Origin of the sequence: Flavobacterium sp., from assembly GCF_027482425.1 — a bacterium.
In the GTDB taxonomy this organism is placed as follows: domain Bacteria; phylum Bacteroidota; class Bacteroidia; order Flavobacteriales; family Flavobacteriaceae; genus Flavobacterium.
Window position 1 is genome coordinate 20,130 of sequence record NZ_JAIXWA010000077.1, and the last position, 19,690, is coordinate 39,819.

General features: G+C 32.9%; 20 protein-coding genes. 11 read left to right on the forward strand and 9 right to left on the reverse strand.

Features of this window, described 5'->3' with window-relative positions:
- Nucleotides 1-77: 77 nt before the first annotated feature.
- The 4 genes from Q0037_RS11185 to Q0037_RS11200 all read right to left on the reverse strand — a co-directional run bounded on the left by Q0037_RS11185 (nucleotide 78) and on the right by Q0037_RS11200 (nucleotide 3,598).
- A complete protein-coding gene (locus Q0037_RS11185; RefSeq protein ID WP_297518393.1) occupies nucleotides 78-596 on the reverse strand; it encodes a DinB family protein in 519 nt (172 codons plus the stop codon).
- A gap of 446 nt (nucleotides 597-1,042) precedes the next feature.
- Nucleotides 1,043-1,522 carry a winged helix-turn-helix transcriptional regulator gene (locus Q0037_RS11190; protein WP_073362417.1) on the reverse strand — a complete coding sequence of 160 codons (480 nt, stop codon included), beginning with the start codon at nucleotides 1,520-1,522 and terminating at the stop codon, nucleotides 1,043-1,045.
- 75 nt (nucleotides 1,523-1,597) lie between these two features.
- Nucleotides 1,598-2,743 carry a M14 metallopeptidase family protein gene (locus tag Q0037_RS11195; protein WP_297518395.1) on the reverse strand — a complete coding sequence of 382 codons (1,146 nt, stop codon included), beginning with the start codon at nucleotides 2,741-2,743 and terminating at the stop codon, nucleotides 1,598-1,600.
- A 300-nt stretch (nucleotides 2,744-3,043) separates the two neighbouring features.
- The gene (locus tag Q0037_RS11200; protein ID WP_297518397.1) at nucleotides 3,044-3,598 is read right to left on the reverse strand and encodes a 1-acyl-sn-glycerol-3-phosphate acyltransferase; all 555 of its coding nucleotides are present in this window, start codon (nucleotides 3,596-3,598) and stop codon (nucleotides 3,044-3,046) included.
- A gap of 51 nt (nucleotides 3,599-3,649) precedes the next feature.
- Here Q0037_RS11200 and Q0037_RS11205 point away from each other — a divergent pair, with 51 nt between their 5' ends.
- Entirely contained in the window at nucleotides 3,650-4,312 is a 663-nt protein-coding gene (locus Q0037_RS11205; protein ID WP_297518399.1) for a spermidine synthase, read from the forward strand.
- Nucleotides 4,312-5,019, forward strand: a complete 708-nt coding sequence (locus Q0037_RS11210) for a potassium channel family protein (protein WP_297518401.1) — start codon at nucleotides 4,312-4,314, stop codon at nucleotides 5,017-5,019. Before Q0037_RS11205 ends, Q0037_RS11210 begins: the two co-directional genes overlap by 1 nt.
- 62 nt (nucleotides 5,020-5,081) lie before the next feature.
- Here Q0037_RS11210 and kdsB read toward each other — a convergent pair whose 3' ends face one another.
- The gene (gene kdsB, locus Q0037_RS11215) at nucleotides 5,082-5,816 is read right to left on the reverse strand and encodes a 3-deoxy-manno-octulosonate cytidylyltransferase (RefSeq protein ID WP_297518403.1); all 735 of its coding nucleotides are present in this window, start codon (nucleotides 5,814-5,816) and stop codon (nucleotides 5,082-5,084) included.
- A 174-nt stretch (nucleotides 5,817-5,990) separates the two neighbouring features.
- Between kdsB and mnmE the strand changes: the two genes are divergently transcribed.
- The 9 genes from mnmE (at nucleotide 5,991) to Q0037_RS11260 (ending at nucleotide 14,813) form a co-directional block, all read left to right on the forward strand.
- Nucleotides 5,991-7,388, forward strand: a complete 1,398-nt coding sequence (gene mnmE, locus Q0037_RS11220) for a tRNA uridine-5-carboxymethylaminomethyl(34) synthesis GTPase MnmE (protein WP_297518404.1) — start codon at nucleotides 5,991-5,993, stop codon at nucleotides 7,386-7,388.
- 245 nt (nucleotides 7,389-7,633) lie between these two features.
- Nucleotides 7,634-8,194, forward strand: a complete 561-nt coding sequence (locus Q0037_RS11225; protein ID WP_297518406.1) for a helix-turn-helix domain-containing protein — start codon at nucleotides 7,634-7,636, stop codon at nucleotides 8,192-8,194.
- Between the two features lie 2 nt (nucleotides 8,195-8,196).
- Entirely contained in the window at nucleotides 8,197-9,342 is a 1,146-nt protein-coding gene (locus Q0037_RS11230; RefSeq protein ID WP_297518408.1) for a site-specific integrase, read from the forward strand.
- Entirely contained in the window at nucleotides 9,329-10,282 is a 954-nt protein-coding gene (locus tag Q0037_RS11235; protein WP_297518410.1) for a hypothetical protein, read from the forward strand. Before Q0037_RS11230 ends, Q0037_RS11235 begins: the two co-directional genes overlap by 14 nt.
- A gap of 196 nt (nucleotides 10,283-10,478) precedes the next feature.
- Entirely contained in the window at nucleotides 10,479-10,820 is a 342-nt protein-coding gene (locus Q0037_RS11240) for a helix-turn-helix domain-containing protein (RefSeq protein WP_297518412.1), read from the forward strand.
- A gap of 2 nt (nucleotides 10,821-10,822) precedes the next feature.
- On the forward strand, nucleotides 10,823-12,115 hold the full coding sequence (locus Q0037_RS11245; protein WP_297518414.1) for a DUF3987 domain-containing protein: 1,293 nt from the start codon (nucleotides 10,823-10,825) through the stop codon (nucleotides 12,113-12,115).
- 71 nt (nucleotides 12,116-12,186) lie between these two features.
- Nucleotides 12,187-13,152, forward strand: coding sequence for a DUF6371 domain-containing protein (locus Q0037_RS11250; RefSeq protein ID WP_297518416.1), 966 nt, complete (start codon nucleotides 12,187-12,189; stop codon nucleotides 13,150-13,152).
- A 544-nt stretch (nucleotides 13,153-13,696) separates the two neighbouring features.
- Nucleotides 13,697-14,026, forward strand: coding sequence for a hypothetical protein (locus Q0037_RS11255; RefSeq protein WP_297518418.1), 330 nt, complete (start codon nucleotides 13,697-13,699; stop codon nucleotides 14,024-14,026).
- A 358-nt stretch (nucleotides 14,027-14,384) separates the two neighbouring features.
- Nucleotides 14,385-14,813 carry a thioredoxin family protein gene (locus Q0037_RS11260; protein ID WP_297518420.1) on the forward strand — a complete coding sequence of 143 codons (429 nt, stop codon included), beginning with the start codon at nucleotides 14,385-14,387 and terminating at the stop codon, nucleotides 14,811-14,813.
- Between the two features lie 216 nt (nucleotides 14,814-15,029).
- Here the strand turns inward: Q0037_RS11260 and Q0037_RS11265 are convergent, their stop codons facing one another.
- The 4 genes from Q0037_RS11265 to Q0037_RS11280 all read right to left on the reverse strand — a co-directional run bounded on the left by Q0037_RS11265 (nucleotide 15,030) and on the right by Q0037_RS11280 (nucleotide 19,526).
- Entirely contained in the window at nucleotides 15,030-16,427 is a 1,398-nt protein-coding gene (locus Q0037_RS11265; RefSeq protein WP_297518422.1) for a serine hydrolase, read from the reverse strand.
- Nucleotides 16,428-16,540: 113 nt separating this feature from the next.
- Nucleotides 16,541-17,434, reverse strand: coding sequence for a hypothetical protein (locus tag Q0037_RS11270; protein ID WP_297518424.1), 894 nt, complete (start codon nucleotides 17,432-17,434; stop codon nucleotides 16,541-16,543).
- Entirely contained in the window at nucleotides 17,421-18,536 is a 1,116-nt protein-coding gene (locus Q0037_RS11275) for a sigma-70 family RNA polymerase sigma factor (protein ID WP_297518426.1), read from the reverse strand. The genes Q0037_RS11270 and Q0037_RS11275 overlap by 14 nt, the downstream gene beginning before the upstream one ends.
- 3 nt (nucleotides 18,537-18,539) lie before the next feature.
- The gene (locus tag Q0037_RS11280) at nucleotides 18,540-19,526 is read right to left on the reverse strand and encodes a hypothetical protein (RefSeq protein ID WP_297518429.1); all 987 of its coding nucleotides are present in this window, start codon (nucleotides 19,524-19,526) and stop codon (nucleotides 18,540-18,542) included.
- Between the last annotated feature and the right edge of the window lie 164 nt (nucleotides 19,527-19,690).

Sequence of the window (19,690 nt, forward strand, 5' to 3'; positions counted from 1 at the left end):
CTCCCGAATTAATCATAATTCGGGAGTTTTTATTATTCTTCATTTATAATTTAAAATAATACAATTCAAAATAACCCCTATAGGTAGCGTTGCTGAAATACGTTAACATGATGATTTTGATGACCAATGATCATAAAACCGAGGGCGCGAACGGAAACCGGATGACCTGAAGCGGTTCCCCTACTTTGTAGGGCTTCTGAGGTAAAAGATTTAAACAAACACAAGGTCGCTTGGCGTAAAGCGGTAAATTCCGTTAACAAGTCTTGGATACTCCGGCGGTTGGCCTGGGCATTGGCGACATAAAAATCTTCATCAAAGCCGGGGAAAGCCGTTTGATCTTGGCGTGCAATACACAAGGCTCGATAGGCAAAGACCCGTTCTGAATCCAAAAGATGTTGCAAAATATCCTTAATGGTCCACTTGCCTTCAGCATAACGGTAATCAAATTTATCCATGGGAATATCCCGAACAAAATGAATTAAACGATGAAGGGCAATTTCCAATTCTTCAACCAAAGGATATTCAGCCGATACTTGAGCAAGGTAGCCCGCATAAAAATCGGCGTATTCGGAACGATCCACTGTATTTACTTGCATAATATAGGGTTTCTGCCAAAGATAATGATTTTCATAGCGGGTCCAATCGGTCAATCGTGTTCGTTATTCATTTTCCGGTTTAGCTATTCGGAGCATATCCAATTACACAGGACAAATAAGACGCACCTTTTCACCTACTGTAAACAAATCGCGTAGCGCATTCACTGCTGGAAACCCCGCTCCTAGGTTGGTCTCGCACAAAAATTTACGATCAAAACGCTTGAGATGCACCCGTAACTCTTCATAAAATCATAATGTACGGTATTTTCAATGGCATCAAAAGGCAACGTAAAGTAACACTGTTATACAAATGGCTTTTTGACCTAACCTGTTGGTGATATTGTTCGTATTGCAGTGAAGCATACATAGATTTTAGCGTTAAAAAAACAAAAAAAAACCCCAAGTAAATCTTGAGGTTTTCATAAAATCAAATAAGGTATTAAAATTTAAATATCTTTAAAGATGGTGTGCATTAAGCGTTTTTTATCGTTGATACTTTCTTCCAAAGAAATCATTGTTTCAGTTCGGTATACCCCTTCAATATCGTCAATCATGAAAATGACGTCTTTGGCATGTTTGGTGTCACGGGCACGAATTTTACAGAAAATATTAAACTTTCCAGTGGTGACGTGTGCCACAGTAACAAAGGGAATTTCATTAATGCGCTCCAATACAAATTTGGTTTGCGAAGTATTGTTCAAAAATACCCCCACATAAGCGATAAATGAATAGCCTAATTTTTCATAATCCAAAGTAAGTGATGATCCCATAATGATACCAGCATCTTCCATTTTCTTTACCCGAACGTGAACCGTTCCCGCGGAAATCAATAACTTCTTGGCGATATCCGTAAAGGGAACGCGTGTGTTATCAATTAACATGTCTAGAATTTGATGATCCACTTCATCCAAACGAAACTTACTCATAATAGCGTGTTTATAGTGTTTATTTTTACAATTGCAAATTAATACATTTTATTCAGTAAAAACGAAAAAACAATGTTATATTTTTACACCATTAACAAAATTAATCGATTTTCCTAAACAGAAGTCCGCTTTTTCATCAATTTTCGGAATATTCTCTCGCCCATCGGAATACGGCATTTTATGCGCATTGAACAGGTAATGTCCCAACTTCCCTTCCAAATCTCCTACTGCACTTATGTAGGCATTCAAGTGAATTTTTCCATCAATCAATTCTTCACGGTACTGTGCAGCAAAATTCGTAATTTTTTCCTTACCATCATAATCAATTTTAATATTTTTATAAATAAAATCATAAAAAACGATGTTATTTTGAGGAATTTGTAAATAAAGCTCGTTTTCGTTGCCAACTACATCGTTTTCGTAAAGATGCTTTAAACCAGAAAGTAATGCGATAAAAATCATTTTTCGCGTAAATTCCCGATGATAATCGTGTGGATAGTGCCCGGCTTCAAAAAGAATAGTAGGCACTCCACGGTGGGTAAAATAGTCGCCAATACAATTCAAATTAAATGCATCATCAAAACGCCCCACTTGATGGGGAATATGATGCTGTAATTGGGCATTCATCGCGACAATAATTTGCATGGCTCGGGTTCGAATCTCATTAACCGAACGTTCCTCATCATAAGCAGGTGCTAGAAAGGAAACCGTAGCTGGGCATCCGCTATCGCCTGCCCCAAAAATTGTGCGCTGATCGTGTAGATTGTAGGCTAAATCGGGTTGAAATACTTCAAAAATTTCCCGAAGAAAGCGACTTTCGGGTTGGGTAAGCGCCACCGCATCGCGATTCAAATCCACTCCATTGGCATTAACCCGTGTATAGACTTCTGCCCCATCGGGATTCACCATCGGTAAAATGCAAAAACGAAAATGGGAACACAACGCTTTCGCCCATGGTTCATCACTGCCTAGAAAGGCAATAAAATCAAATAAGGCCTTGGTTGTCGTACTTTCGTTACCATGCATTTGGGACCAGAGCAATACTTTAAAATCTCCGGTACCAATTTCCCATTGATAAAGCGGTCTGTTTTGGACAGAATGTCCTTTTACACATAAGGCAAGTCCAAGTTCTTGGGCAACTTGCTCGACCGCCGCTAAAGGAATATATCGGCCAAATAACGCATGTTGTTTATAGGTTTGAAATAAATTGAGATAATCCATAGCGGTAATTATTCCCACAAAGATACCAAAAAAAAGCCCCGTGCCAGAGGCGACGGGAGCTTTCCTTTACTGTCAAATGAATTAAAAACAAACTATTTGCGCTATAAAGTAAACGCTGTTAATTCCGGGTTCAAGTCATACCGCTTCAAGCGCTGCATCGACTGAAGTATTGGGCAAAGGGATGATTCCTCTAATCGTTTCCCCTACGTTACGAATACCAACAAAAGAAATTTGTTTTTCATAAATAATAAGGTTTGAAGTTATTTTTCCCTTATTTACGAAAAACGAGCAAGTAGGGTTTTATAAACCTGAAAATTGTCGTTCGGGGTAGCGTCCTTGAACTCCTTTGTAAAACGCGAGAAAAGTAGGCAGGTCTTTATCTACATCCCCTGACGGATAAAATGGGGCTCCAATGCGAACCTCTTTTTTACCAAAATCAAAAGCTACGGGTATAATAGGAACTTGGGCTTTGTGGGCAATAAAATAAAATCCAGTGCGCAAGGTATCCACTCGTTTACGCGTCCCCTCTGGGGCTATACCCAATCGAAAAATATCGCGTTCATTGAAAATGTCGACAATGGCATCTACAAGATTTTTCCCACCACTTCGATCAAGGGGCGCACCGCCAATGGCTCGAAAATAACATCCAAAGGGAAAGACAAACAACTCTTTTTTGCCCACAAAATTCATTTTTTGATTGACAATACCCCGCACTAAGAGTCCAATAAAAAAATCAAAATTACAAGTATGCGGCATCACAGCAATAACGCATTTGGAAATAGCTGGGTCAAAAGCACCCACCAAACGCCATCGCATTAAACGAAAAAAAATAAATTCGTAGAGTCGTTTTCGCATCCCATTAATTTGGTGTAAATTTAGAACATAATACGGACTAAACCTAACCCAATGCTGGCCAAATACCTAAGCTATTTTTTTCCAATTCCTGTTGTCAAAAACAAATCATCCTTAAGTAAAAGTCTCGAAGTGACTTGGAACAACGGGCAATTGGTTTTAGATAGTGCGCATACGAATTATTCGTTTGGAAGTCTGCAACGTATTTTACGTAAAGGCTTGAAATATATCGGTTTTGAACGCATTCGTAACTTTCAAGAGGTGCTAGTTTTGGGAGTCGCGGGCGGAAGTGTAATCGCTACACTAGTTGAAGAAATTCGCTTTCGAGGTAACGTTACGGGAGTCGAACTCGATGCTGCTGTGTTGCAAGTCGCCAAAGACTATTTTCAAATCGATCGCTTTACGCATTTGGAACTCATCGTCGAAGACGCCTTTTCATTTGTGTTACGCTCTCAACATCAGTATGATTTGATTATTATCGATATTTTTCAAGACACCCAAATGCCTCCCTTTCTTTTTGAAGATTTTTTTATTCAACATGTCAACCGACTCCTGAATACGAATGGGTTTATTTTATTCAACACTATGGTCTTGACCCCTGAAGACACCAAGCGTAATGCATTATACCGTCAAAAATTTTCCGAAAATTACTCCGTACGTATGTACCCCAAAGTCGAAGAACACAACGAATTGTTTACCATTAAAAAATTAGCGTGATGAGTGTTGTAAAAAAACTATTAGTAGGCAAATTCACCTACCGCGATCGCCCCAAATTCAACCCAATCCAACGGCGCATTTTAAATATCAGAGCGATTTGGAACAACGACCACCAATACGACAATGGGATTGAAAAAATAGTACGCCTTTTTCTGTCTTCCTCACAATTGTTGTTCCCAGGGGTGTATATCAAATACCTGGCGTGTAAAATCGGACATGAATACCAGGATTTAGCCATGGATGTGTATGTGTTGGCCAAAATGGCGTTACCGTGGACCATCTTGATATACGGTTGGCAACACCATCAAATTCTATTAATTCTAATGATTTACATGCTTTTGGAAACGGTCTTTTACATTCCGACACTCATTTTTGCCTCCGATCTATTTGTGAGACCCCGATCCTATAAACGCTCGATGCTGCTTTTGTTTTTTAACTATATTGAAATTGTAGTTTCGTTTGGGGTGCTCTATACGTTGGGCGATAACATGAACAAACCCTTTCCACACTGGTTTGATGCCGTGTATTTTAGTTTGGTGAGCGCCAACTCCATTGGATTTGGAGATTACTATCCCATAACTACTTATGGGAAAATCTTAGTGAGCATTCAAGCCATGTTCTTTTTGTCGTTTGTCTTACTCTTTCTAAACTTTTTCTCTACCAAAGTGAAAAGCAAAGGGTATTTTGACAATGAGGAAAGTGAATAAATAAAAAAAATAGAAAGGTCTTATTTCAACATAAATTGGCCACAAAAAATTTGGCGTCGAATTTATTGACGTGAAAATAACACCCGCGCCTGCTCCAAATCTTCTGGAGTATCGATACCAATGCCAACATGAGTAGTTTCGACCATTTTGATGCGCTTGCCAAATTCTAAATACCGTAACTGCTCCAATTTTTCGGTAGCTTCCAACGGTTGCATCGGCCATTGCGCAAAATCCAACAACGCTTGTTTGCGAAACGCATAAACGCCTATGTGACGCATATAGCGCAACCCTTCCCTACGCTCCCTTGGAAACGGAATGACCGATCGGGAAAAATACAACGCATACCCCATACGGTCGGTTACCACCTTGACTACATTCGGATTCTGTATATCGGCTTCGGCGGTAATGGGCACCATCAACGAACCCAAATCAATACGTTGGTCTACATCCTCCCGAAACGCTTGTAACAGGGCTTCCAAAGGCTCCCGCGCAATAAAGGGTTCGTCGCCTTGCACATTGATTACAATATCGGCTTCCAAATCGGCCACCGCCTCGGCAATTCGATCACTCCCACTTTCATGGTGACGTTGACTCCGAATTACACGTCCGCCATGGGCTACAATCACATCCTCAATTTCCTGCGCATCGGTTACAACAAACACCGCATCAAACAATTGCGAAGCAACTGCCGCTTCATAGGTGCGTACAATAACCGGTTTCCCACACAAATCTTGCACCAATTTGGCTGGAAATCGCGTAGAAGCATAACGTGCTGGAATAACTGCAATAACGTTCATAAAGGCTATTTCGGGTAAAAATACAAATTCCCCGTGGAAGCCATACGAACCCTAAAAAATATTTTCCTTCCATATCACAAAATGCAATGACATTCCCAATCCAAGCATTCCGCGGCAATATCGCACCCAATTGCGTTTCAGAAATTGGTATCTTTGCTCCAAAACGTATACCTCATGCATGTTGATACTATTGTCGCGTTAGCTACACCCTCAGGAGCTGGTGCTGTCGCGATTATTCGTTTGTCAGGTCCCGAGGCAATCGCACAGGCCGAAGCCGTGTTTGTTTCGATCAAAGAAAAAAAACTAAGCGCTCAAAAGTCGCACACCCTTCATCTCGGCACCCTCATCGACCACGGCAAAGTCATCGATCAAGTCTTGATAGCCCTTTTCCGCAATCCGCACTCCTATACCGGCGAAGATGTGGTAGAAATCAACTGCCACGGTTCGACCTTTATTCAACAACAAATCATCCAACTCTTTTTGCGCAACGGATGTCGCATGGCACAACCCGGCGAGTTTACCTTGCGCGCTTTTTTACACGGCAAAATCGACCTCTCACAAGCCGAAGCCGTAGCCGACCTGATTGCTTCCGACAACGAGGCGGCCCATCAAATCGCCATGCAACAAATGCGCGGCGGCTTTAGTAGTGAAATTCAACAACTTCGTCAAGAGTTGCTCAATTTTGCGTCGTTGATTGAATTGGAATTGGACTTTGCCGAAGAGGATGTGGAGTTTGCCGACCGAACGCAATTCAACCAACTCGTAGCCCGTATCATCCTGGTCTTAAAACGATTAATCGATTCGTTTGCCGTGGGGAATGTACTCAAGAACGGCATTCCTGTGGCGATTGTGGGCGAACCCAATGTGGGGAAATCGACGCTACTGAATGCCCTGCTTAATGAAGAGCGGGCCATCGTCTCCGATATCGCCGGAACAACCCGAGATACGATAGAAGACGAACTCGTCATTGACGGGGTTGGCTTCCGTTTTATTGATACCGCAGGCATTCGACAAACCCACGATAAGGTAGAGCAAATGGGTATTCAAAAAACGTTTGAAAAAATTACCCAAGCCCAAGTTGTTTTGTACCTACTCGATAGCGTGGCGTTTCAGCAAGCGGTTACCACTTACCGCCAAGAATTAGAAAAAATAAAAAATCAATACCCCCAAAAGCAACTCGTAGTGGTGTTCAATAAAATCGATTTGCTAACGCCCGAAACTACAGCGGCGTTGTTGCGGGAACTCGAATCACTGGACGTAACGGTAATCGGACTCTCGGCGAAGCAACAAGAAGGGGTGGCGCAGTTGAAACACATTTTGTTTTCACTGGTACACACGGGCGCTTTACGCAACAACGAAACCATTGTGACCAACACCCGACACTACGACGCGCTCTTAAAAGCCTTAGAAGCCTTACAAAAAGTGCAAGGGAGCATGGATACAGGAGTGTCCTCCGATTTGGTCGCGATTGACATCCGGGAAGCCTTGTACTACTTGGGTGAAATCACCGGTGAAGTCACCAATGATGAATTGTTGGGGAATATTTTTGCGAATTTCTGTATCGGCAAATAATACACACAAATCATCACAAATTAAAAAGTACTAAAACACACTAATCCCTTATAAATAAAGGGATTTTTTATTTTATTCAAAAACTTAAGTTTTAGTTACTTTGTTATTTTTTTCTATTTTTTGTACCATATTTGTACCTCATAAACATATTTTTACTATTTTTGAAATGAAATGGCGAAATTATGTCCCTTATTTACCCTTAATTCTACTTATTTCGCCTTATATCCTCTTAATACCACTAAAATATGAGTTCAAATATTATAGTAAAAAGAATATGTGATTATTGTAAAAACACCTTTGATGCTAAAACAACGAAGACTAAATATTGTTCACATATTTGCAACAGCAGAGGTTATAAATTAAATCAAAAATTAAAAAAAATTGAAACGAGCGATACAGAAACAAAATCAAAAGTTTCTAATTATGTTATGGATGTAAATTCAAAAGATTTTTTAACTGTTAATGAAGCATCAACACTACTGAATATGTCTTCCAAAACAGTTTATAGATTGATTGAACAGAATGAATTAAATGCTTTCAATTTTTCGGTTAGAAAAACACTAATTAGGAGAAAAGATATTGAGAGCTATTTTGATAATAATTTGATAAGTGTTGATAATATTAACCCCAATACAGAGAACGAAATCAATCTCAATAATTCTTACACTATTAATGAAGCTATTGAAAAATTTAATATTTCAAATGGTGCTCTGTACAATATCATAAAAAGGTTCAATATTCCAAAAAGAAAACTTGGGAGATATACACTAGTGAAAAAAGAAGATTTAAATACGATATTCCAATAATTATGAGCAATGTTAATTTACGAAAAAAAGTGTTATCCACCGGTAAAATAAGTCTCTACCTAGACTTCTACCCTCCTATTATTAATCCAAAAACAGGCAAGGCAACTCGAAGAGAATTTTTAAAGTTATATTTATTTAGTAACCCGAAAACAATAGAAGAAAAAAAGCAGAATACAGAAAATTTTGACCTCGCTGAAATAATTAGATCCAAAAGAAATGTTCAACTCAAAAATAAAGAATTTGGTTTTAAAGATAATGTGGTCTTGAATGTTAATTTTATAACGCTATACAAAAGTGTTGTTGACGACTATTTTAATACTGGAAGCAAATCCAATCACAATTCATGGAAAGCTTCTTTAAATCATTTAGAAAATTTTAGTGGCGGTGTAATATTATCCACTAATTTAACTCTCGATTATATAAAAAAATATAGAGCCTATCTTTTAAACGCAAAAAGTACTAGAAATTCAAAAGTTGACAAAAACCTAACAAAAAATACTGCATCATCTTATTTTAAAAATTTTATTTCTGTTTTGAAGATTGCATATAAACAAAATTTGATTGAAAAAAATTTAGCCGAAGATGCTGAATACATTAAAGAAGAAGAAACCCATAGAGAGTATTTAACCGAAGAAGAAATTTCCTTGTTATGGAAAACCGAAATAAAAATCGAGAAAGTAAAATATATGGCAATATTTTCCGCTTTGAGTGGTTTGCGTTTTGTAGATATAAACAATCTTTACTGGGAAAACATATTTAATGACAAACATCAAGGGTATTACATTTCATTAAGAGAGGAAAAGACAAAATCTATTAAAAACCATCCTATTTCAGATACTGCTTACAATATCCTAAAAACACAAAAAACAAATACAGGGCTAATATTTGGAGGTATTCAATATTCTCAAACAACCAGACCTTTAAAAGAATGGATAACAAATTCGGGGATAAAAAAGAAAATTTCATTTCATAATTTCAGACATAGCTACGCAACCTTACAACTTGCAAATGGAACAGACATATACACCGTATCAAAATTATTAGGTCATAAAAACGTTTCTACAACACAGATTTATACCAAAGTAATGGACAAAAACAAAATTGATGCCGCTAATCGAATAAACATTGAACTTGATGGATTATCTTAAAATATACAATTCAAATTATAACAAAGCATACAGAATAGGAGAAATCGCCATAAAACATAAATTAATCCAATTCAACAGAGAAACCTTATCCTTCGAAAGAGCCTCTAATCTTACTCAAGAATCATTTGAGAATTTTGAGAAAAAACTCTTAATTGATAAAGAGCCTAAACTTGTCGAACTTAAATCTGTTTTTGAAAAATCCCTAAGTAATTATTCGAAAAATAAAATTGAATTGGTGTTGAAAAATGAGGTAAGAAAAGGTTTTTTAAAACTCCCATTAAATATTCAAAGCAATACTTATACTCTGGAATCATTTATAAAAGAATTAGCTATACTCAATGCGACAAATGAATTGATAAGATTATACAATAATCATTCTGAATTATTTAAGATGATGTATAAGAATGATTATTTCGATTTATTTGAAATAAAAGATTATCATCCCATTGATTTTAGAGACTCAAAAAACTATACTGATTTATTAAATAAATTTTATCCATTAAGAAAAACTCCTGAAACATTTTCGGAAAGTTTTTCAGTAATGCATCCTTATGATACTATTGATGATTTGGAAAACAACACGCCAAATTTCAATGAAAAAGAGAAAGCATATTTGCTTCACTTAATCTATAAAATCATAGAAGAATCTAAAGTAAACATAAAACTAAATAATACTGAATTTTACAAAGTTCTATCAATAGTAAACTTAAAAGATGATTCGTGTTTAGTAAGTGATAATTACAAAAACTCCGATTATTATAGAATATTAAGCGGTGGAATAGAAAAAATAAGTTTGGATATTAAAACTCAAGATAGTTTCATTGATATTCTAATACCAAAAACAAGAGAACTGAAACTTAAAAATATAACTAAGTATCTATCAGAAAAAAGTACTTTCTTGAAAGCTTCCATTGCAAGAAACCGTAATAAAGCGAAATAACGCTAAATTTCACGAATAATTTACACACGCCAATTTATCATTTTCTCTAAAGTCTGAATTTCATATACAGATTTTAGAGAATTTTTCGTTTTATATTCTTGATGAAAAACTTCTAAAATCAATACTTCGCAAGTATTTTAAAAACACACTCGAAAACACAAAAACGAACACACTTTTTCTGAATCAATTTTGAAGTATGAAAAATCAACAAATTTTTATGCTCTCAGAAGAAGGAATAAAAGTACTTGCAGAGCAAATTACAGAAAACATTAAAAAGGCAATGAATACCTCTAATTCTTCAACAGAGGATGTCTTTATGAACATTGATGAAACGGCTAAACTTATCAATTTAGCGAAACCCAGTATTTATGGATTAGTTCATCAAAACAGAATTCCATATCACAAAAAAGGGAAGCGTTTATACTTCTTGAAATCACAAATCATTGAATGGTTAAAATCGGGCAAAAAAGAATCTAAAGATGATACTGAAACTAAAGCCAATGAGTATTTAATGAAAAATCAACTGTTCAATCGTTAATTATGGATGTAAAAAATCTTAAAGATATTGATGATAAAATTGGGAATGCTTTTAAAACAAACAAAGAAATTGCAATTATTCAGTTGGAACAAATAATTTCCAAAATGCCAATTGAAATCAAAACACTAATTAACGATGCGTTTACTTTAAAAAGGATTCCAAAAGAATATTTATTAAGTTCAATATTGTTTGCTTACAGCAATGCTTGTGGTCTTGCCTTTTCAATAAAAGCGATGGGTTATATAAATTATGCCAATTTATATTTTTCAATAATTGGAAGTCGTGGAGACATTAAATCCCCAGCAATGGATTTAGCAACATTTCCTTTGGTAAAATATGACAATGAAAAATATAAAGAATTCAAAAAAAACAATATGGAATTAGAAGAAACTGAAAAAAGTGACAGAAAGCAATTATTTCTGCAAGATGCTACAATTGAATCGGCAATTTACACGCATTATAAAAACAAATATTCCATTGGAATTTTTATAGATGAGCTCTATTTCATTATCGAAAAAATGGCAAATAAAAGCAGTACGGAAGGCACAGCTTGGAGAACTTTCTTTTTGCAAGGAAATACTAATAAGCACATTGATATATCACGCAAAACAACAGAAAGTTTTAGAATTGAAAAATCATATCCAACTTTATTAGGTTCAATCCAAAGTCAATTTGTTCCGAAACTGTTTGCAGACGGAAATTTAGAAAGCGGATTAATAGACCGAATTCTTTTTACTAACAAATTGACAATGAATAATCAATTATCGATAAATGATATTTCTAATGAAGTATCTGAAAATTATTCTAAATCCTTAATCAATCTTCTAAATTATCGTACCGAAATAGAAAACACTTTTGAAATGGATAATTTACAGATAGAACTAGATTCAAATGCCAATAAAAGGCTTTTTGATTACTCCCAAGAATTAATAAATCGCCAAAATAAAGTAAATGATTTAAGTAAAGAGTATATCTCAAAAATGATGATTAATATTCATAAAATAAGCCTTTTAACACACTTAATTTTAAATTCCAAAAGACACACATATCAAAGTAAAATTAATATTGAAACCGTTGGAATTGCAATATTAATACTTGAGTTTTATTTTATAAACTTCAAAATTGTTTTAGATGAAAATATCAATCAAAAAGAAAAATTACCAACTACTGAAGATATTATCCTATTAGCTATAAAAAACAATGCTAGTCAAAAAGATGTTGTTGCAATCACCGGAATGAATAAATCATCAATATCAAGAAAATGGAATAACATATTAATGCAACTTGCAACTTGAGATTAAAACACAAACCCTATGAATAGCTAATAAAATCAATACTTAACAATGATTAATTAAAATATTGCAAGTTGCAGGTTGCCAACCAAATTAATATGATTATGCTTCAAAAGACCAAATTAGAACTTACATTCAATTCAAAAAGAGATTATAAATTAATCACTCCTTGTTGTGGAAGAAAAAATACCGATGGAAAATTTATTAATTATAAAAATCTGAGTCAAGAATACGGCTATTGTCATTCTTGCGGAAAAGCTTCATTGCCCCCTACCATATATGCTGATGAAAATGGAAACGAATATGTTTGGAATGAATTAGAAAATAAATTTCAGACAGATTTTATCCCAACTAAAAATGGCATTGCAAACCTGCCTACAATAACTACTCAAAAATTCATAGATGAATCAATAATATGGAAGTTATTCAAAGTAAATCCTGAAAACAATCTTCTACAATATTTACGCAAAACTTATGGCGATACTAAAACAGAAGATGCAAAAGAAACTTATGCTCTTGGCACAAATAATGACGGAGGGATTATATTTTGGAGCATAAATAGTAATTTAAAAGTCCAAAAAGCTAAAATAGCTTACTATGATACAAACGGTAAACGAACTAATAAATTTAAAGTTCCTTATAAAAATGAAGATGGCTATTTCAACTGCTTATTTGGAGAACATTTGATTTACGATAAAATTAAAACAAAGAAAACAGTCGTATTAACTGAAAGCGAAAAAACAGCCATTATAGGTTATATTTTATTTCCAAAATATGTTTGGGTGGCTTATGGAGGAATTAATGGATTAACAGAAAATAAAGTAAGTTCTTTAATTGGTCACAATGTGCTAATTATCCCCGATATGAGCGAAAATGCCGTTAGTATAATTTTAAACAAAATCCCATTTCTAATTTCATTGGGAATCAATGCTAAAATATGGGATATGACCGAAAGTAAAACTGACGACCAATTAAAACTCGAAGGGATTTACAATAATGATTTAGAAGATGTTTTTAGAAAAATATGTACTGTCAAATAATCCTAAATATATTTGATATAAAAGTTCAGAAAATTTAAAAAAAACATACACATCTACCAATCACAACAATCCAAAATTTGGATTTAAAACCATTGCAATACAACCAAATAATCATTGCAATTGCATTGCAACACCTCGTAATCCCTTTAAAATTGGGCGTATCCATATGAAACAATGATTGCAAGACTATTGCAATTAAAATGGGAAAACATTACTGTACTATTTCAATTGCCTCATAAATTCTCTGCATCAGGATTTTTTATAATCAATAATAATTACAATATTTCTTATAATATGTACTCTTTATATGGCAAGGTTCGTCATTGAAATTTACACTCATGTAAGTACTAAGAGCATTCGGCAAATTAAAAGCCCGTTTGATGAGTTATGAAAAATATCCTTACATTTGAATTAATACAGCTACAATATAGCGAATATCACTTCCGAAATAGGTGTATTTGCGTTATAGTAGCTGTATATACAAGTTAGCCATAATTACATTTTACGCTCAAGAATCTTATGCTACCAAAGTAATCTTACTTACATGAAAAACATTTTTATAACAATTTCAGTTTTCTTTTTAGTAAGTTGCAATTATATTTCGAAAGAAATCGAAAGTAAAATACTCAGAGACTTCGATGTGAAAAGAGAAATGAATTTTTCTAATTTGAATAATTTTGAATGGGATGAACTGTTAATTTTAACTCCTTATACTAAAATTAGCGATGTGGAAAAAAAATATGGACTAGACTTATCTAAAATTATTACTTCAATAGAATCAAACGACCAAATCAATACAATTGTTTTCCTAAAAAATAAAAAAGGAATTGAATACGTTGAGTTGAGCAGAAAATATGGCGATTTCACTGGTTAAAATTCATTAATAAGAAAAGATAAAGCTGTTTTCAAATACAGAAAAGTTCCAATGAGCAATTATAAAAGTGTTTTTTTAGATAGATTAGAATTGATAAAGTAACTATGTCTAACAGCCGGATTGTCGCAATTACTTCGTCAGTTCGCTGCGCTCGAGTGACAATTTTGTGGTAAGTTCATGTTTACGTTTAGTAAGAATTTTTATCTTTAAGAGCCCCGAGGCCACAGGCCGAACGGATGAAATAAAATAAAATAAGTTTTATTAAATATATTTTGTAAGAGATAATTTTTTAAAGTTTCACAATATACTCCCTATTTATCCGTTATAATTTTTTATCAATAACAAAACCCATGTATATATGAAAGTAAATTTTTTAACACTAATTACACTCTTTTTTTTAAACTTATCATTTGCTCAAATTACTAAATATGACGACTGGGATATTGCCAAACAACAATCAGAATTGAAAGGTAAAAATATTCTAATTATTTTGACTGGCGCTGAATGGTGCAAACCCTGTGTAAAAATGGAGAAAAATGTCATAGAGAATGAACAATTTATAGAATACGCCAATCAAAATCTTGTAATTTTAGAGATTAACATTCCTAGAAATCAAAATTATAATTCAAAAATAATGAAAGACTATGTGTATTTTAAAGACAAATACTCAACAAACGCTTTGCCTGTAATGATTTTAGTAGACAAAAATGGCACTGAGAAAATAAGCCTTTCAGATAATCTAAACTCGTTAGAGAAAGTACTTGAAAGATTAAAAAAATATAACTAAAACTTTTGCTAAAGCGGTTAAGAATAAGTATGTGTGTTAAGCCTTTGTTTTTATTGATATTTTATAAAAATGATTTGGCACAACAAATCTACAACAAATCAATAGTTTCTTTTTAAAGATAATTTTTTCAATTTTTTATAGGTTGAAATGTTTTATATATTTAAGAGATAAATCTTTACAATAATACCGAGTATATATTCTATTGGCAGAAGTTTTTTATTCAATTTTAATTGCTTCTTTTTTCACTCCTTGTTCGGGTTGAGTTACAATATATTTTTTTACTTTATCGTTTTCAAAAACAAACTCATATCGTACCTCAGGACTAAACCCAATAACTGTAAATAGTGTTTTGGTGATAGGTTCCAACTCGAATTTTTCTTCGGCAAACATTGGAATATATAACTTTCCATTTTCAAACAATACTTTCTTGATATTACCTTGTTCTGTTTTATAATCTCCGCTAATTTTCTGAAGATAGTCATCACTAAAAGTTACTGGTTTTATATTGTAAAGAATATTTCTAATTAATTTTGATGGAATTTTTGTATTGCGATTGTCATTATTCTGCAATAATATTATCGTTTTATCATTATCAATATGTCTTTCGATATAAGAAATGTAACCTGGCCAACTTCCACTATGATTGATGATTTTTCCGAAAGATTCGTTGTTATCTAAAAACCAACCAAAACCATATTTTGTTTTTGTTCCATTATTTAGAGTTGCGTTATTAAAAATTTCATCTATTCCATTTTTGGATACTAATTGATGAGTATATAAACTTCTATCCCATTTTAATAAATCTTCTATTGTTGAGTTAACAGTTCCGTCACCAACAATTCCATCTAAAGTGTAAACATATATATCTAATCCTTTTACTTGGTCAGGAAGTTGGTTTATTTTTAAACTATCAGAATAAACATAACCAAATGCGTAATTTTTTATGTTTTGTGGTTTTAATCTTCTTGTATAAACAAAAGTCTTGTTCATTTTTAGCGGTTTGAAAATCTCTGATTTTAAAAATTCAGCGTATGATTTCCCACTTACTTTTTCAATGATTGATGCTAATATTGCATAACCTGTATTACTATATTCCCATTTCTCATTAGGTTCAAATAATAAACTTGGTTTATGCTTTTCATATACATCTAAAATATCTTTATTAGTTGCAATTTTAGTTTTATTATCCCAAGTATCGTCAATTAATAAACTATCTAAAATTTTCATATAGTCAGGTAAACCGCTGGTGTGGTTTAATAAATTGCGAACTGTAATATTTTTGTAGAATGATAATTGAGGCAAAATATCTCCAATTTTATCTTCGTATTTTAATTTTCCTTTTTCTTTTAAAATTACAATTGCAAAAGCAGTGAATTGTTTGGAAACAGATGCCAATTCAAAAATTGAATTTTCATTTAATTTTTCTTTAGAAGTTTCGTTCGCTAAACCAAAACTATTTTTATAGATTACTTTACCTTTTTCTGCAATTAGTACATTTCCATTAAATTCTCTATTTGAACTTAAATTTTGAAATAAACTGTCTAATTTTTGAGTTTTTTGAGCCAGTAGATTATTAGCAATTAATACTAATACAATTAAAAATATCTTTTTCATTTTTCTTTAAATTACAATTGTTCGTTTTTTAGCTAAAATTTCTACCAACTTATAATATTGTTTGGTGTTAATATATTTTAATACTTTTTGGAAGTAAAAAAATTCTAAGAATTTTAAAAATGATACGATAAAAAAGTTCCAAATAAATTTTGTCTCAAATTTTTATCAATAGCAAAGGTTTCATTTTTTCTTCTAAAAACAATATTTTTTGCATTAGCATAAGAAAAATTTAGCCCAACGGACCATTTTTTATGAACTGCATAGTCAATTTGAAACAAATACCCGACTGAAAACATTTTGGCATCAAACGTTTGATTTTCATCTAAAGTTAAAGGAAGATTTCCAGAAGAACCTAAAAAAGTAGATTCATAGTTTGTCAAATTGCCAAAAACACCAACAGAAGGTGTGAATTTTTTAATTTTCCAATAAAACTGCAAGGGTAATTGAAATTGAAAACCTTTTGCAGTAAGTGATTCAAATAGCTTTGGACTTCCAATGTCGGTGAAATAAAAGCCATTTAGAAAAGAAGCGGAATTTGCATTATCTAACTTAACCGTGTTCAACGTTACATAAATTTCGAAACCAGTTCCAACAGAAAAATTAGGGTGAAAAAGTATTTTTTTGACAAATAATCCAACTCCAAGACCAAGCTGATTATTAACATTAAATTCCTTTAATAAATCATTTGAGTTAAGTCCAACATAAAATTTAGTGCCAAATTGCCATCGAGAAAAAAAGGGCTTTTTCGTTTTTACTATTTCTAAGCTGTCTATTAGAATAATTGTTTTTTTGTTATTTTGAAAGAGAATAGCTTGTGGCTTTTCCCCCTTTTTCCCTTTGGTTACAATTATTTTATCAATTTTAAATTTGTCTAATGGTTTTTCAATAAAAACCGTATCATGAACAATTATCTCTTCATAGACATAAATGGTGTCTACTTTCTTTTCTTGAGAAAAAATGAAACACGAAAACAAAGAAAAAAAATACAAGAATTTATTTTGCAACATAAATGGTATCGCGTTTTATAATTTGTTTTTTGACAACCACAACTTTTGGTTTTTCAGCTTGTGTCGAATCTTTTATCGTTAATGCAATAGTCTTTTTATTTTTTTGCGCTTCCAGTTTTTGTATTGTATAGTCGTCTTTTTTTGTTGAAACTAATTTGTTTGAAACTACTTTTTCAACAACCGTTTTTTGAGGTCTTCCTGCTTTTTTTAGGGTATCAATTTTTGTTGCAATTGTTGAATTGGTATTGTTGTCTTGTTTGTTTTCAATTGTAATGTTACTCTGTTTTTCATTCGATTTGTTGGTATTTGAATCAGGATTTATTAAATAAAAGCCCAAACCAGTAATACCAATAATTACAAAACTAAAAACAGTAATTTTAGGAAGAGCAACCGCTTTTGTCAGTCCTACAAATTGATGAGGAACAGCTACCTTTTTAGTAGTAAATGAAAAGGATTTTTTTGGGATAATTTCAAAATCTTGAAATTTAGACTGATAGAAATTGGCAAACATTCTGTTTTCGAGACCAAAAAATAATAAGAACGCCACGAGTCGATTCTTTCGTTTATCAACCTTTTTGTCATTGAGCTTTTCAAATAAATAGTTTTGAATGGCTTTACGGGCTCTAGACAAATTTGACTTTGAAGTTCCCACTGAAATGGCCAATGCTTGAGCAATCTCGTTATGGGAAAAGTTATCCATCACATACATATTGAAAACTGATTTATGATGTTCGGGCAAACGATCAATAGCTTCCAAAATATCGTTTCGATCGATATCAGACGCCAAAAGAGCACTTTTATTATCTAGTTCTATTGTGTTCATAAGTGTAGAATTATCAACCAAATCATAATCATTTGAAGTGGAGAAATTTATTTTTTTAGTTTCTTTTAAATGATGAATAGCCATATTAATCACGATTCTGCTTAACCAACCGTTAATTGCTTTCGGGTCTTTTAGGTTATTTTCTTTTTGAATGGCAATAATAAAGGAATCTTGCACAATGTCTTCGGCAGTGGATATATCTTTAATATACCTACGACAAATCCCCAAGAGTTTTGGGGAAATGTTAATGTAGGTTTCGTTCCAGTTAATGTTGCTCATAGATTAGTTTTGCACGACAGAAACAGTGTTGAATTTTCCCTCACTTATAAAAATTTGCAAAGTATTGACATCATTAATGTATAAAATATCAGTTGTTCCGAAATCTCCCTCACTTTTTAGTATATATTTATTATCATTTAAAACTACAAAATCTTTATAAAACGAAAAAAATGATGATGAATAGATAACACTATTATTTTTATAAATATCTGAACCGTTTGAAATATATAAATTATCATTATCGAAAAGCAACTTAAAAGCAGTTGAAATAGATGTGATGTTGGATTCTGTTCCGGTAGTTAAATTTTTGTAATAAACAGAACTTGTAGTATAATTTGTCCCATAAACATATACTTGATTATCTTTTATTGTAATGTCTTTTAATAGAACCCCAACTGGAACAGCTTGAAAAACCCCATTAACAAAAACCCCATGGCAATTATTAAAACAATTAGATTTATTTTCAATAACATAAACATTATTGTTTACAACCTTGATTTTTGATTTAAACGTAGGATTTGTTGCAACGTCAATCACAGTTTTATTTCCATTTTTCCAATAGACTAAATCATAAATTTCAGCAGCAATCAATGGATTTTTTGTATATCCAACAAAATACACATCATCTCCAACTACGTCCATTCCTGTTATAGTTCTTAAAAATTGTTCAGGAGTATTAAATGTTTCAGTCAAGTTTGTAGCTACATTATTTTTCCAGTACATAAATTGTGTTGTCCAATTGTCCAATTGCTTTTTACCAAAAACATGAACATTTCCATTTGAAACCATTAACGTATCGGCTTCACATCCTAAACCATTGTTTAATAACACTTCTTGATTATTTTTCCAATAAGTGGCGTTACTGTTTTTCTGCCCAACAACATAAACATCAACTGGATTTGAGGTTGGATTATTGTCTAGAGTATCAGAACTACAAGAAATTTGTATAAAACTAATTATTAGTAGTAAGGCAATTAAAAAATTTTTCATATCATAAAATTAATGGTTAATATACTTTATTTTATTGTAAGAGCCAAAAAACCAAAAAGGTTGCAGGCCTTTTTTACAGACTGTTATTTTACAATGTTATTTTTAATTAATCTCCTTTTTCTAAAATTAATAAGTATCCTAAGGTTTCATAACTATTACCAAAA

Coding starts and splice junctions, on each gene's coding strand:
- mnmE (WP_297518404.1), top strand. CDS start 5,991: ATGCATGTTGATACTATTGTCGCGTTAGCTACACCCTCAGGAGCTGGT.
- Q0037_RS11200 (WP_297518397.1), bottom strand. CDS start 3,598: ATGCGAAAACGACTCTACGAATTTATTTTTTTTCGTTTAATGCGATGG.
- Q0037_RS11230 (WP_297518408.1), top strand. CDS start 8,197: ATGAGCAATGTTAATTTACGAAAAAAAGTGTTATCCACCGGTAAAATA.
- Q0037_RS11190 (WP_073362417.1), bottom strand. CDS start 1,522: ATGAGTAAGTTTCGTTTGGATGAAGTGGATCATCAAATTCTAGACATG.
- Q0037_RS11225 (WP_297518406.1), top strand. CDS start 7,634: ATGAGTTCAAATATTATAGTAAAAAGAATATGTGATTATTGTAAAAAC.
- Q0037_RS11185 (WP_297518393.1), bottom strand. CDS start 596: ATGCAAGTAAATACAGTGGATCGTTCCGAATACGCCGATTTTTATGCG.
- Q0037_RS11275 (WP_297518426.1), bottom strand. CDS start 18,536: ATGAGCAACATTAACTGGAACGAAACCTACATTAACATTTCCCCAAAA.
- kdsB (WP_297518403.1), bottom strand. CDS start 5,816: ATGAACGTTATTGCAGTTATTCCAGCACGTTATGCTTCTACGCGATTT.
- Q0037_RS11280 (WP_297518429.1), bottom strand. CDS start 19,526: ATGAAAAATTTTTTAATTGCCTTACTACTAATAATTAGTTTTATACAA.
- Q0037_RS11270 (WP_297518424.1), bottom strand. CDS start 17,434: ATGTTGCAAAATAAATTCTTGTATTTTTTTTCTTTGTTTTCGTGTTTC.
- Q0037_RS11240 (WP_297518412.1), top strand. CDS start 10,479: ATGAAAAATCAACAAATTTTTATGCTCTCAGAAGAAGGAATAAAAGTA.
- Q0037_RS11210 (WP_297518401.1), top strand. CDS start 4,312: ATGAGTGTTGTAAAAAAACTATTAGTAGGCAAATTCACCTACCGCGAT.
- Q0037_RS11245 (WP_297518414.1), top strand. CDS start 10,823: ATGGATGTAAAAAATCTTAAAGATATTGATGATAAAATTGGGAATGCT.
- Q0037_RS11205 (WP_297518399.1), top strand. CDS start 3,650: ATGCTGGCCAAATACCTAAGCTATTTTTTTCCAATTCCTGTTGTCAAA.
- Q0037_RS11265 (WP_297518422.1), bottom strand. CDS start 16,427: ATGAAAAAGATATTTTTAATTGTATTAGTATTAATTGCTAATAATCTA.
- Q0037_RS11195 (WP_297518395.1), bottom strand. CDS start 2,743: ATGGATTATCTCAATTTATTTCAAACCTATAAACAACATGCGTTATTT.
- Q0037_RS11260 (WP_297518420.1), top strand. CDS start 14,385: ATGAAAGTAAATTTTTTAACACTAATTACACTCTTTTTTTTAAACTTA.
- Q0037_RS11255 (WP_297518418.1), top strand. CDS start 13,697: ATGAAAAACATTTTTATAACAATTTCAGTTTTCTTTTTAGTAAGTTGC.
- Q0037_RS11235 (WP_297518410.1), top strand. CDS start 9,329: ATGGATTATCTTAAAATATACAATTCAAATTATAACAAAGCATACAGA.